The sequence below is a fragment of the Paenibacillus sp. 32O-W genome (assembly GCF_007679495.1).
Lineage (GTDB): Bacteria > Bacillota > Bacilli > Paenibacillales > NBRC-103111 > Paenibacillus_L > Paenibacillus_L residui.
The window spans coordinates 1-14,049 of sequence record NZ_VEGP01000017.1; the positions used below are offsets into that span (position 1 = coordinate 1).

At 51.1% G+C, this 14,049-nt stretch carries 12 protein-coding genes; 4 read left to right on the forward strand and 8 right to left on the reverse strand.

The features are described from left to right. Positions 1-602 precede the first annotated feature (602 nt). The 7 genes from FS806_RS09030 to FS806_RS09060 all read right to left on the reverse strand — a co-directional run bounded on the left by FS806_RS09030 (position 603) and on the right by FS806_RS09060 (position 7,558). A complete protein-coding gene (locus FS806_RS09030; protein ID WP_144934787.1) occupies positions 603-1,355 on the reverse strand; it encodes a DUF4241 domain-containing protein in 753 nt (250 codons plus the stop codon). Between the two features lie 617 nt (positions 1,356-1,972). Next, positions 1,973-2,386: a DUF3842 family protein gene (locus FS806_RS09035; protein ID WP_144934790.1), complete on the reverse strand. Its 414-nt coding sequence runs from the start codon at positions 2,384-2,386 to the stop codon at positions 1,973-1,975. Between the two features lie 133 nt (positions 2,387-2,519). Next, the gene (locus FS806_RS09040) at positions 2,520-3,362 is read right to left on the reverse strand and encodes an ABC transporter ATP-binding protein (RefSeq protein WP_144934793.1); all 843 of its coding nucleotides are present in this window, start codon (positions 3,360-3,362) and stop codon (positions 2,520-2,522) included. Further along, complete coding sequence (locus tag FS806_RS09045; protein WP_144934796.1) at positions 3,319-4,167, reverse strand: ABC transporter ATP-binding protein; 849 nt, start codon at positions 4,165-4,167, stop codon at positions 3,319-3,321. Before FS806_RS09045 ends, FS806_RS09040 begins: the two co-directional genes overlap by 44 nt. A 17-nt stretch (positions 4,168-4,184) precedes the next feature. Further along, positions 4,185-4,997: an ABC transporter permease gene (locus tag FS806_RS09050; protein WP_260982036.1), complete on the reverse strand. Its 813-nt coding sequence runs from the start codon at positions 4,995-4,997 to the stop codon at positions 4,185-4,187. Then, positions 4,984-5,961 (reverse strand): ABC transporter permease, encoded by a 978-nt coding sequence (locus FS806_RS09055; RefSeq protein WP_144934799.1) that lies wholly within the window; start codon positions 5,959-5,961, stop codon positions 4,984-4,986. The genes FS806_RS09050 and FS806_RS09055 overlap by 14 nt, the downstream gene beginning before the upstream one ends. Further along, on the reverse strand, positions 5,954-7,558 hold the full coding sequence (locus FS806_RS09060) for an ABC transporter substrate-binding protein (protein WP_144934802.1): 1,605 nt from the start codon (positions 7,556-7,558) through the stop codon (positions 5,954-5,956). The genes FS806_RS09055 and FS806_RS09060 overlap by 8 nt, the downstream gene beginning before the upstream one ends. Before the next feature lie 849 nt (positions 7,559-8,407). On the opposite strand from FS806_RS09060, the gene FS806_RS26100 reads away from it, so the two are divergent. Then, a complete protein-coding gene (locus tag FS806_RS26100; protein ID WP_222126622.1) occupies positions 8,408-8,611 on the forward strand; it encodes a hypothetical protein in 204 nt (67 codons plus the stop codon). 86 nt (positions 8,612-8,697) lie between these two features. Here FS806_RS26100 and FS806_RS09065 read toward each other — a convergent pair whose 3' ends face one another. Beyond that, entirely contained in the window at positions 8,698-9,357 is a 660-nt protein-coding gene (locus FS806_RS09065) for a hypothetical protein (RefSeq protein ID WP_144934805.1), read from the reverse strand. Between the two features lie 329 nt (positions 9,358-9,686). Between FS806_RS09065 and FS806_RS09070 the strand changes: the two genes are divergently transcribed. The 3 genes from FS806_RS09070 to FS806_RS09080 are packed head-to-tail and all read left to right on the forward strand — an operon-like array spanning position 9,687 to position 13,750. Beyond that, positions 9,687-10,166 (forward strand): MarR family winged helix-turn-helix transcriptional regulator, encoded by a 480-nt coding sequence (locus FS806_RS09070; RefSeq protein WP_144934808.1) that lies wholly within the window; start codon positions 9,687-9,689, stop codon positions 10,164-10,166. Next, the gene (locus FS806_RS09075) at positions 10,167-11,894 is read left to right on the forward strand and encodes an ABC transporter ATP-binding protein (protein WP_144934810.1); all 1,728 of its coding nucleotides are present in this window, start codon (positions 10,167-10,169) and stop codon (positions 11,892-11,894) included. It begins immediately after the preceding gene. Beyond that, a complete protein-coding gene (locus FS806_RS09080; RefSeq protein ID WP_144934813.1) occupies positions 11,891-13,750 on the forward strand; it encodes an ABC transporter ATP-binding protein in 1,860 nt (619 codons plus the stop codon). Before FS806_RS09075 ends, FS806_RS09080 begins: the two co-directional genes overlap by 4 nt. Positions 13,751-14,049: the final 299 nt, after the last annotated feature.

A 14,049-nucleotide genomic window follows, 5' to 3' on the forward strand; every position in this document is an offset into this window, starting at 1 on the left:
AACACGTTTACATCGATAATTTTAACTCAAGCACCCCAAATTGAGCCTCAATCGCCCGGTTTATTCCGAGATCCTATGAAGTGTTTTACATGCCTCATGATTATGGTGGAATAAGTTCTTTTCTTAACCGGCGACTTTCCCGGCGTGTGTTGCGGCGCACATGGTGGGTCGTCAACCCTGTGCTGTAAATTTTATGCGATTGCGTGGCTGCCGATTAATTGTGAAAACCAGGATAGTACAAAAAACTGCCCGGTTCGCGATTATAAGGAACTTCAGACACCTTATTTGGTGCAAAAGGAGCCTTCTGGCAAACTAACGAACCTGGATAAACTTATTTTATAGGAACCGTGAGCAATTAAACCAATTCGGCTGAAATAAGTTCGTCTAGTTTCCTTAAAATTAGCAAACAGCCTATTTTGAGAGAATAAGGTTTCTCAGTTTCGTTACAACCGCATATGCTGTAGAATTGTTCGACTTTACCGCCGACACGGACCCAACATCCCGTCATTCGACTTGGCACACATAATGGGCGCTGTTTTGCTCAATACGGTACGGTCCAAGCCCCGCCCTCGGTAATCGACACGACTTTTTATGTATCAGGTTTAATCTTCTTCCTCATCGTCATCGTCGTAAGTTAATTGAATATCGATGAACTGGACAACGATCTGGCAAATGGCTCCGGTTTCATCGTAGCCCCAATAGACAGGGTAAGCGCCATCGCCAAAACCGCTCTGAAAAATCGGCAAATGGTATTCGGTGCCGGGAATCTGCCAGTTCAGCCAATCGCCGCCCTCCCGTTGATATTGGGGATTCTGCCGGAAGCTCTCGGCAAACAGAGCGGCAAAATAATGATCGTATAGGTTTTCACCCGGATGTTCTTTATGCCAGTTTTCCTTAAAGTCGCAGAAAGCGTGATGGAGCTGCTTATCACAGATACATGCGAGACCGGCATCCACATTGAATCCGAAAAATTCGCCTTCGCCTAAGTCCGTAAGGTCTTCATATCCGATGAGAGCCTCTTCGAACCGAACCGCAGGCGCATCCGCAAATTTCACCCGAACAGCGGCATATCGGGCACAGTCCTCTTCGTCCGGTTTTACCACACAGACTTCGGTGCGGTAGGTTCCGGCGGGCACCGTTTGGAAATAAGGCTGTTCCTGACGATTTCCGAGGTAATACAGCGGATCACGAACCAGTATCTGGCCGGTAGGAATTGAGCAGGGCCCGATGTCCATGACCGCCAGCTCTTTGCCCGCCATTTCAGGAAGAGAGAAATAGGTGTTCAAGTCTACGGGACATTCCAGTATTTCGCGTTTCTGTTTCCATTGGGACAGCCATTCGTTCGTTGGCGCCATTATTCTTTCCCTCCCGAAAGTCTCTTAAAAAGGTTTATATGTAAAACCGCCTGCGCTAACCGCATATGCAAGTACCTTGAAAATCCGTCTATTCCACCGTCTGCTGGTGCCGTTGCAAGCGGTATGGCGCGTCTAACTGTATTTTATACAGGTAGATTCAAGCGAATAGGCGAAAATGATCAAACTAGCTGGAAAAACTACAGTTAGAATGGGCAATTTGGGCGAAACGGCTGTTTTTGCGCAAACTAGCTGTAGGTTTTCCATTTAGTATTCATACTTCTCCCGAATATAGAAATCTAACTGTATGAAATCCATTTAGAATATATGGAGGAGTCTTAAAGTTTCACCATTTTTCCATTAAATGTAAGTGCGATGCAAGAAAATCCCTATTAAACGGAAACCTGACGCACATAATCCTCACAAAATGGAATAAAATGGAACACCGACGCGTGTAATCACTATAAAACCGAATCTCGACGCACAGAATCGCCATAAAACGGAAACCTGACGCACGTAATCCCTAATAAACGGAACCTCGGCGCACAGAATCCCCATAAAATGAAAAACCGACGTACGAAATCCTCACTAATTGGAAATTCCGCCCAAGCATGTCCCCATCATACTTCCCCGCATAATTGCTTGATGCAGGAGACCGCTTCTTCCACCAGCTCCGGCAGAGAGACGGGCTTCACGCCCACGACATGCAGGTGACAGCGGTTGAAGGGGATGAGCACCTTGCGGGCGGGGCTTTCCGAGATGGCCTTGGCCATTAGCGGGGTCAGCTCGCCAAGCATCGAATTGGCCCCGATGATTCCTATGCCTCCGGCGATGATCTGGACCCGGGGGGCGTTGAAGACAATGGCATTCTCTCCCGAGGCGCCTTCATTGGCCCCCGCTTTTAACATAAGAGAGGTGGCCAGCGCATTCGTTCCCAGAGCAATGACGTGAATATCCGGCAGCTCCTGCTTCAGCTTCTCGACAAGGGCTTTGCCGATTCCGCCCCCTTGTCCGTCGACGACTGCAATTCTCATGGTTCCTCCAATAATTTCGAAATAGGTATGTATCTGTCCGGAGCTTTTGCTTCCTGCGCCATGTCCGCACAATAGAATACAGCCAAGGCTCAGTCATATTCCGGGCAGGGAGTCTAGGACAGATGCCTCCCTGTCAGTCAGGTTCCATACCGATTATATCAGAAGCGGGGGACGGCGTCATACGCTCCTTCGGGTGATTCACAAGCAAGGAGGAGAACAGGCGGGCGGTACAAGGATGCCGATATACCGGCTCCTCCGCATTCTTCACTTCCTCGACGATCTTCCCTTTGTCCATCACGAGGATTCGGTCGCACAGCTTCCGGACGGCCTCTAAATCGTGGGAAATGAATAGAAGAGCAAGCCCGCTCTCCCGATTGAGCTGCTTCAACAGCCGGAGCAGGGAGGCTTGGGAGGTCACATCCAGACTGGAGACGATTTCGTCGCAAATGAGCAGCTTCGGCTCAAGCAGCAGGGAACGGCAAATGCTGATCCTCTGCTTCTCACCGCCGCTTAATGAACGGGGATAACGGTTTAACAGCTCTGTACGGAGGCCGACCTTATCCATAAGGGCGCTGATTTTCCGATTTTTCTCGGCCCTCGTAAGAGAGTAATAATTGTCCAGCGGCTCACTCAACAAAGTTCTGATTTTAAGAGAAGGATTCAAGGAAGATGCCGTATCCTGAAAAATGAGCTGACAGCTTTTACGGAAATCCTTAAGAGCGGCCCCCCGCAGGGGATGGATCCGCTGGCCCTCGAAGAGGATGTCGCCTCCCGTCGGAGGCTCCAGCTTAACCAGAAGTCGGCTCAGCGTAGATTTGCCGCAGCCGCTTTCGCCCACCAAGCCAACTAGTTCCCCCTTGCGGATATGGAAAGTAACCCCGTCTACCGCTTTTTCCCGCCTCGCCGAAGGCCGAAACAAGGACAGGGACATGTCATTGCGATACATTTTCGTCAGGTTCTTCACTTCCAGCAGCATCGGCAACCACCTCCTCGCCGTAGGATGCTTGCAGCAGAGCCCGGGTGTACGGATGCTCGGGCCGGTCAAACAGGGAGAATACGTCATTCTGTTCAACGATCGTGCCGTCCTGTAGAACGAGAACATGGTCAGCCAGCTCGGCCACCACGCCGAAATGGTGTGTGATCAATAGAATGGCCGTGCCACAACTGTCCCGGATCAGCCGGAATTGCTGCAGAATTTCTTTCTGAATGCCGGGATCGAGAGCGGTCGTCGGCTCGTCTGCGATCAGCACCTCCGGCCGGGTCCAGATAGCCAGCCCGATCAGCATCCTCTGCAGCATGCCTCCGCTTAGTTGAAAAGGATACTGCTTGAGTCGCAAGGCAGGCTCCGATATATTCAGCTTCTCGAGGATGCGAATCATCTCCGCATAGAAGGCGGATTTATCCGCCTGACCGTAGCTGCGGGCATAAGAAAACAGCTGCTTACCCATTGGGATCGCCGGATTGAAGGAATTCATCGGGTTCTGGAAAATGGTGAAGATTCGTTTTCCCCGGATAAGATTCCGCTGTTCCTGAGGCAAGCGAAGCAGGTCCTCCCCATGAAAACGCACCTCCCCCGTGAGAACGGCTCCGGAAGGAACCTCCTGAACGAGCGAGAGGGCGGTCATCGTTTTGCCGCTGCCGCTGCGGCCCACGAGACAAACGATTTGGCCGGCTTTCAGGTCGAATTCAAGCCTGTTCAACAGGCGAACCTTCTGCCCGGACTTGCCCGGAAGCGTAACGGTTAAATTTTTAACTTGAAGAAGAACATCGTTGTCGTTCATAAGGCATCCTTTCCCGGTTATCCTCCCCTGTAGCCGAATTTTCTTTTTAACGATTCCCCGATGAAGTTGATGGACAGCAGGGTGAGGACGATCATCAGCCCGGGAAACAGCGCCACCCACCAGGCTCCAAGCAGAATATCCTTCTGTGCAAAGCTTAGCATATTGCCCCAGGAGGGCATCTCCGGAGGGAGTCCGATCCCGAGGAAGGTCAGGGAAACCTCGGTAAAAATCGCACCGGCACATTGAAACACCGTAATGACAAAAATCCCGGCCAAGCTGTTCCGCAGTAAATGGATACTAAAAATTTTCCAGGCCGGGGTTCCGAGCAAATAAGCCGCCTGCACGAAGCCTTGACCCTTCAGCTCCAGCACCTGGGAGCGGACCACTCTCGCCGCGGGCATCCATCCGGTCAAGCCGATGATTAAGATCAGGCTCCAGATTCCGCCTTGAACGAAGGCCTGCATGGCCAAAATAATAACCAAGGTAGGAATCGCCAGCAGAGCCTCAAGGATTCGCATCATAAACTGATCGATCCATCCTCCGATATAGCCGCTGATCCCACCGTAGACAACTCCTATTATGGAAGAGATAAGGACGGACACGAACGCCACAGCGAGGGAAGCCCTGCCGCCGTACAATAGTCTGGACCACACATCTCTGCCCAGATGATCCGTACCCAGCCAGTGGTTACTGTCCGGGGGAGAGAACACCGAATGAAGATCCACCTCGACCGGATCGTAACGGGTGAAGAAGGGAGCCAGCAGAGACAGCATCAATACGGCCAGCAGCAGGCCTCCCCATAAGTAAAGTCCCCGGCTATTGAACATCATTCGCGCCCAACCTCCTGAGCTTAGGGTTTAGGTAAAAGGAAACGAGATCCGTGATCAGGATACTGAGTACGACCAGGAGACCGATCAGCATAATGGCTCCCATCAATAGCGGATAATCCCGGGTTAGGGCGGATTTGGCGAGCAGGTCGCCGAGACCGGGCCAGGCAAACACCGATTCGAGCAGGACCGTGCCGCCGAAGAAGGAAGGGACGGTTAGTCCCAAGTAATTGACATAGGGAACGAGAGCATTGGTCACTATGCCGCGGACGATATCTTTAGTCCGCATTCCATTGACTCTGGCGGCGAGTACGTAGGGGCGGTTTTTCTCTTCGATCATTTTCTCCTGTAGAAAACGCGCATACAGTCCGGTATGGGTTACGGTCAATACCGACACGGGAAGGACAAGATGCCTGAGCCTGTCCAGGAAGCCTCCGCCTACCTGCAGGCTGGTCATTCCGGAGGAAGGGAGCAGGCCCCCGTAGACAGAGAAAATATAGATTCCCAGAATCGCCAACCAGAAGGAAGGGATGGAGGCGAAGAAGATGCCCGCCGTGGACAACCCTTTGTCCCAAAGTGAGTTTTCGTGCAGCCCGCCCTTGATCCCCCAAATCATGGAAAATAAAATGATCAGAGGCATGGAACAAGCGAACAAGAGAAGGGTATTCGGAAGCCGTTCCTTCAGAATGATAGAGACATCCCGGCCTTCCCGGTAAGATTTCCCGAGATCGCCCTGCAGGACCTGCCTAAGCCATTGGGTATATCGTTCATGCAGGGGCCGATCCATGCCGAAGCTCCGGTTCAGCCGTTCTCTCTCCTCCGGCGTCAGCTTCTGAGCCTGATTCCCATATAGGGCAAGAGCGGGGTCGCCCGGGATCGAGTCCATAATGAAAAATGAGACCACGCTCACAATAAACAGGACCAGAATCCCTTGCACCAGGCGACTGAGGAGAAACCGGTTAATCATGCAGGGTCCATTCCTCCAGGTTCCACAGGAATCCGGCTCCATGGTGCCCCAAGGTCTTGATCTTGATTCCTTTCACTTTATGATTAACCCCATACAGAGCATGCTGGTAAGCGATGAAAATATATGGAGGGTTATCGGCCAGAGCTTGCTGGAACTGCTTGTATAATTCCTCCCGCTTCGCGGTGTCCGCCGTCGTCCGGGCCTGCTCCAGCAGCTTGTCCACGGCCGGATCGGAATAAGAACCGTAGTTGGTTCCCGAGCCGATCTCGCTGGAATGGAACAGTCTGTACGTATGGTCATCCGCGTCGAAAGGGCTGCCCCAGCCGAGCATGAAAGCTTCCGTCTTCGAAATATCGATGACGCTCCAATCCAAGGCGGCCGCATTGACGTCGGCCCCGATTTTCTTCAATTGGGAAGCGAGGTAGGTCGCCAATTGGACGCGAACCGGGTCGGATGAAGGTGCCGTAATCGTAAAGGCCAGCCGCTTGCCGTCCTTCACCCTTATCTGATCGCTGCCCGGAATCCAGCCGGCTGCCGTCAGGTATTCATCCGCTTTGTCTAGATTGTATTCGTATTTTTCAATTTGTTCGTTAGCGAATTTATTCATTTGCAGGGGGGAATAGGCAGGCTCCCCGTAGCCGAGCAGGATTCCATCCACGACGGCGGCCCGATCGACAGCGTAATTTAAAGCTTTGCGGACATTGACGTCCTGAAACAATTCAAAGTTCATGTTGTACATCATGGCGCGGTAGTCGGCGGACGGAGATTTATAGATGGCAATCTTGTCGTTTTTGGACATTTTCTCGACCGCGCTAGGCTCCAGATAAGCCATGTCGACCTCTCCGGTCTCGAGCTGCAGCATTCGCACGCTGCTGTCCGGGACGAACTTGACGATGACCCGGTCGATGGAGGCCCTTTTGCCGTAATATTCGGGGTAGGCCTGCAGAGTGACGCTCTGGCCTCTATCCCATTTCACGAACCGGTATGGGCCGGTGCCGATAGGATTTTGATTGAAGTCGGCCGTATTCATATCCTGACCGTCCAAGGCATGCTTCGGCACGATGCCGATGGTCAGCTTGTCCAGAAGCGGCGGGAAAGGCTGCTTAAGGGTAATTTTCACTTCATGGTCATGGACGGCTTCAATGGAATCGATTTGGACAAATTCCGAGCGAACGACCGATTGAACCTGCTCATCCAGAATGCTGCTTATCGTGAAGACGACATCTTCGGCGGTCAGTTCCTGGCCGTCGTGAAACCGGATTCCCTGCTTAAGCTTGAATTGATACACGAGGCCGTCCGGGGAAATCTCGTAGCTTTCGGCCATATCGGGCTGGGGAGTGTTCGTTTCGTCGAAGCGCATCAATCCTCGGAAAATAAGGTTATTAATATCTACGGTATCCTCCAGCACCGGATTGATCTTGTCAAACTCCGTTTCCGCCGCGTAAATTAACGTGTTTCCTGCCGATTCTGCGGGGTCGGCTTTTCCGTTGGCGGGGTTGGCAGAATTTGCAGGCTTCCCGTCCTCCTGCCCGCAGGCCTGCAGCAGCATGGCTAGAGCCAGTAAAGCGATGACAATCCATTTACTCTGTTTTCTCACAGTCAGGTTGCTCTCCTTTGTGTTGTTTCTATCCAATTTTAAACAAAAACTTTGATGACATTAGGTAGCTTGTCAAAATAATGCCGTTTCCGACACGGCTGTAGCGGCAATCTTGAAAATAAGCCCACCCGTTTCCATTATTTGGATAACCCTGCGCACCGTTCCATGCACCGTCGTGGCCATCTAACGGGGTAATTCCGTACACCGTCATGGGCATCTACCTGGATAATTCCGCGCGCCGTAGTAGGCATCTACCTTGAAAATCCGTCTATTTTCATTTTCTGCTGATGCCGTGCAAACGGAATGGCGCATCTAACTGGATTTCCTCCATTTAGATTGTTCTGCTAGAGCGAAAGAACGGAAACTAAATGGAAAAACTACAGCTAGTTTGGACGAAAAGGGCGATTTCAGCAAAAAACCACGATTCTAAATGTACTTTTTCCATTTAGTTCAATCATTTTCGCCATTGGCTTGAATCTAACTGCATAAAATACAGTTAATTCTGATTCTCGGGGGGGTTCCTTTCAAGCCAGTCCAGGCCAGTCCAAATAAAAAGCCACGAATGGCCGTCGGTCCGCTTCTGCGGCTCCTCAACCTTCGTGGTATCTTTACAATCATTCAAGTCCAATAGTCCGTCGCAAGCCTTCGTGGCTTGATTATACCGATATTATAAAGGAGAAGAGGGGGATTGTCTATAAAATTTGGTCATGGTTGGCTCCGGCTGCTTGCCTGCCTCCCAGGTCTCGAAAGTGGGCAAATAAAGGCAATATGGCATTTATTTTCCCGTGTTCTGGCTGACTTGGCCAATTAAAAGCAAAAGTGCACTTATTTTTCCGAGTTTTAGAAATTTTGGCCCAATTAAAAGTAAAAGTGCATTTATTTTTCCATGTGTGGAAAGTCGCCTCGATTAAGGGGAAAAATGCACTTATTCCGGGCAAAAACGCGAAAAGCGGCCATATTAAAAGTATTTTTACATTTTTTCAACTGGAAGGGGATCTTCCTAAATACCATCTTGCCTCATCAGGGGTTTCGGTTATCGCGACCATCCGTTAACTCTGTTTTTTCGCATTATTCGTTAAAAAATTGACATAATACATTGAATAATTTCGTCCGCGAGAAGTTACCTCTTTTGCTCCCCCTCAGTCAAGGCTTCTAAGATCGATTTGATAGACTTCCTTGTCAGCCGAATTCTCGTCTGCTATGAATTCCAGCCGATAGGTGTCTAAATCATAAATAAAATAATAGCCGCCATAGGATTCGCTCCAATATTCCTCGTCAGGTTCTCCTAAAGCTTCCTTGACATCCTTCCCGTTCATTTGGATATTAAAAAGCTCCGGAGTGACGGAGATTTTATTAAGCACCGTGCCCTGCTGCAGCCGATTAGGCTCATGGGCACCGGAGCAAGAATCATGATCATAATAGAAAATAGCATCGATTGCAGGATGACCATACGAATATGTCCAGCATTCCTGATTTCCGATTCCCTCTTGTTCCCCGTATGTCTCCACGATTTCCTGAAAGGTAGACCCCAATGCGGTTCCCACATCTTTCATTCGTCCGTACAAAGCTTCTTCTTTAATGCCTGCTATAATTTCCTTTTCCTTATCCGGCACGACCTTACGCTCTGTTAAGTCCTCCGGGAGTGGTTCCCCTTCGGTAACCGGCACATGATTCCGGTTTAAAGTATTTTGCTGAGCTGTTTGGTATGCGGAATCTGGAAGCTCCACAGATGTCCCGGGAGCCATGCATGCTGTCATCAACCCGGTAATGATCACAACGAAGAATAGAAACTTAATCATATACAATCTCAACCCCATTCCATTCTTGCATTCGTTCGATGCTTCTATTGTTATAGACAATGTGAAAAACAGCTTAATCACACCGCAGACCTAAGATGTTTTCCAAGGCGACCTGCACCCTGCTTAAAATGGAATTGACAAAAAACACAAACTAAAAATATAATTAGGTTGCCTATTAAATTAGTTACGAAAATATTTAGTTACTAAATTAAATGGGCGGGACTAAAGTTTCTGCAGGATGATTTGGGGCGGCTCGTCACTTTGACATTGGGTCCGTGAGCGCCGGCCGCGTTTTTTTACCCGTCTATTTTTCAAGTGGAGGTGATCCTATGGAACCCGGAGAACTGACTACGGAGAGGAAGCTGCTACGGGCATTTATGAAATTTAAAAGAGCGGACTGGCATGAACGCTCTGTCCTCGGATATAAACCGAGCGAAATCAAGTTGCTCTTCTGCCTGAGATTTGGAAGGATCGAGGGGCTGGAGGAGATGAAGGTGTCGGAAATCAGCAGGCGGCTTCATGTCACCTCCCCTACCGTTACGCAATTAATCAACGCCTTGGAGGCTAACGGTCTGGTGGAACGGAACATCGACTCCACGGATCGGAGGGTGGTGCAGGTTCGATTAACCGAACAGGGGGACGAGGTAACCCGGAAAGCGAAGGAAGTGTTCGCTGCTTCTTTTCGCGGTTTGGTGGAGTTCTTGGGGGAAGAAGACAGCGAGAAGCTGGTGGAGCTATTGACCAAAGTGTTTGCCTATTACAATGAAAAAGACACGATTTTATCCCCATCGAAGGGAAGTGCAGAATAAATGCTGAGGCTGTTCAAACTGTTGAAGCCGTATCGTCTTCCGATCGCTCTAGTGCTGGTGCTTATTTTCATTCAGACCTTGTCGGAGCTCTACTTGCCTACGTTGATGGCGGATATCGTCGATGTCGGGATCGTTCATGGGGATACTTCTTATATCTTGAAGATCGGCGGTTATATGCTGTTAGTGGCGGCCTTTGGCGTGGTTTGTTCCATAGCTGCCGGGTTTTTGTCCTCCAAAGTTTCGGTTGGCTTCGGACGCCGGCTGAGGGGCAAGATTTTCGCCCATGTAGAGAGGTTCTCCCTGCAAGAATTCGATAAAATCGGAACCGCCTCGCTGATTACGAGGACGACCAACGATATTAATCAGGTTCAGCAAGTGCTGACCATGATGCTGCGAATGATGATCATGGCCCCAATGATGTGTATCGGCGGAATTATTATGGCGGTATCTAAGGACGCTCAATTGTCTTTGGTTCTCGTCTTCGTTATTCCCATTCTGGTAACGGCCATTGTGACTATCGCGGTTAAAGGTATGCCGCTGTTTAAAGCGATGCAGGTCAAGCTGGACAAGTTAAATCTGGTCCTTCGCGAAGGGCTGACCGGAATTAGGGTCATCCGTTCCTTCAACCGGATCGATCACGAGACCCGGCGTTTTGACGAAGCCAACCTGGATCTTACCCAGACCGCAGTTAAGATCAATCGATTAATGGCTTCCTTAATGCCTATCATGATGCTGGTGCTGAATTTCTCCACAATCGCCATCCTTTGGTTCGGCGGACTCCGGATCGGCAACGGGGATATGCAGGTGGGGGCGTTGATGGCTTTTATCCAATATGCCATGCAGATCATGTTCTCCCTGCTCATGGTTTCCATGATGTTCGTCATGATTCCCCGTGCCTCCGCCTCTGCGGCGCGCATTAACGAGGTGCTGGAGATGACTCCCGAAATCAAGGATCCCGAGCAGCCCAAGACGAGCCGGGGGCGGCAAGGATATATCGAGTTTAGGGATGTTACGTTCAGCTATCCGGGGGCGGAGAAGCCTGCGCTCTCCAATATTTCCTTTCACGCTAATCCGGGAGAGGTCACGGCGATTATCGGCGGAACCGGTTCGGGCAAATCGACGCTCATTAACCTGATCCCCCGTTTCTACGATGTGGACAGCGGGCAAATTCTGGTCGATGGGGTGGATGTTCGCGAGATGTCGCAGGAAAGTCTTCGGGAGAAGATCGGCCTCGTTCCGCAGAAGGCGCTGCTGTTCACCGGTACCATTACAGACAACATCCGCTACGGGCGGGAGACGGCTACCGATGAAGAGATCCGGCATGCGGCGAGGATAGCTCAAGCGGAGGAGTTTATAACCGGGATGAAGGACGGCTTCGATTCGGTCATCGCCCAGGGGGGAGCGAATGTGTCCGGCGGGCAGAAGCAGCGTCTGTCCATAGCTCGCGCCTTGGTGCGGAAGCCGGAGATTTATGCGTTCGATGACAGCTTCTCCGCGCTCGATTTCAGAACGGATGCCAAGCTTAGGGCCGCCCTTAAAGAAGAAACGACGAACTCCACCGTCCTGCTTGTGGCCCAGAGAGTCAGTACCGTTATGGATGCGGATCGGATTATCGTGCTGGATGAAGGGGAAATCGCGGGAATCGGAACTCATCGCGAGCTGATGGATACGTGCAAGGTCTATCGGGAAATCGTCTCTTCCCAGTTGTCAGAGGAGGAAATCGCATGAGCGGAGAACGCAGAGGACCCGGTCCGGGTCGGCCCGGGCATGGACATGGAGGCCCGCGGATAGGGATGCCGGTCGAGAAGGCCAGAGATTTCAAGGGGACGTTAAGAAGGCTGATCGGCTATTTAAAACCGCATAAATATTCGTTGATGTTTGTTTTCGCAGCGGCTGTGCTCAGTACGGTATTCAGCATTGTCAGCCCGAAAATATTGGGAAAAGCGACCACCGCCCTGTTTGAAGGCTTTATGGTGCCGGGGGCCGGGATCGATTTTGACTACATTCTGCAGATTCTGGTCGTCCTTGGGGGACTCTATCTGGTCAGTTCCTTGTTTGCATACATTCAGCAGTACATTATGGCCGGAGTGACGCAGAGAACCGTGTATGATTTGCGCAAACAAGTCAACGCGAAGCTTGCGCGGCTTCCTCTAAAATATTTAGATTCCCGGACGAACGGGGAAATTTTAAGCCGTGCCGTCAACGATGTGGATAACCTCAGCAGCACCATCCAGCAAAGCTTGACGCAGTTAATTACGTCGGTAGTCACCTTCGTGGGAGTCATCGTTATGATGCTGACGATTAGCCCGCTGCTTACTCTGATCGTTTTTCTGACTTTGCCTCTGAGCTTCCTGGTCACCAAGTCGGTCGCCAAACGTTCGCAAACCTACTTTAAAGACCAGCAGAAGTCACTCGGAGAGCTGAACGGCCACGTGGAAGAAATGTTTACGGGCCACCAGATCATCAGGGCTTTCGGGCATGAGGACAAGTCGGTGGAGAAGTTCGAGGAAATTAACGGCAAGCTGTACGAAGCAGGCTGGAAAGCACAATTTATATCCGGAATCATCATGCCGCTCATGAGCTTTATCAGCAATATCGGGTACGTGCTCGTCAGCGTGATTGGCGGCGTGCTCGTCACGAGACGGGCGATCGAAATCGGGGACATTCAGGCTTTCATTCAATATTCGAGACAGTTTGCCCAGCCTATCACCCAGTTGGCCAATATCGCCAACGTCATCCAGTCCACGATGGCTTCGGCGGAGCGGGTTTTCGAGCTTCTGGATGAAGAGGAGGAAGTGCCGGAAGCGGCAGATGCCATATCCATCACTGCTCCGCGCGGCGAGGTACAGTTCAGCAACGTCCGGTTCGGGTACAAGGAAGATGCCCCGTTGATCAAGAACATGAACATCGATGTGAAGTCGGGCCAGACCGTTGCGATTGTGGGGCCGACCGGTGCGGGCAAGACGACGCTGATCAATCTGCTGATGCGGTTCTATGAGCTGAACGACGGCCGAATCACGATTGACGGTGTCGATATTACAAAGCTCAAGCGCGGACATCTGCGCGGAATGTTCGGAATGGTGCTTCAGGACACATGGCTGTTCAACGGCACTATCAAGGAGAATATCGGCTACGGGCGGGCGGGAGCTACCGACGAAGAGATTGTCGCGGCGGCCAAGGCTGCTCATGCCGACCATTTCATACGGACTCTGCCTGACGGGTATGACACCGTTCTGAATGAGGAGGCCTCGAATATTTCTCAGGGGCAGAAGCAGTTATTGACGATTGCCCGGGCGATATTGTCCGATCCGGCTATTCTTATTCTCGATGAAGCGACAAGCAGTGTCGATACCAGAACGGAAGTCTATATTCAGAAGGCGATGAACGAGCTGATGAAGGGAAGAACAAGCTTCGTAATCGCGCACAGGCTGTCCACCATTCGCGACGCGGATACGATTCTGGTGATGAATGAAGGCAACGTCATCGAACAGGGCAATCACCAGGAGCTGCTGGAGCAGGGCGGCTTCTACGCCGATTTGTATAACAGCCAGTTTACCGGGGGAGCTAAGCAAGAGGCGGTATGAGGGGGCGCGGATAAGGTGTGGGGCTTGCGGGTCTAGCCGGAGCAACATGCCGTCGTCCGGCCGGTTGGTATCTGCGGGATAAAGCAGACGTCCCAGCCCCGGATTCGAGCGGTACAAGGCGAGGCTTCCGAGTCGAATGATCGTTCTTCACGGGGCTTCCTTGTGAGGGGACGCCTTCCGGGGTGAAAGGACCGGCAAAAGTGCAGGTCTTTCGAAGGTATTTGGCTGAAATCGCCTTTTTTGTACAAACTAATGACATGCAAAAGTGCAGGTGAATTTAACGATTTTGACTGGTTTTC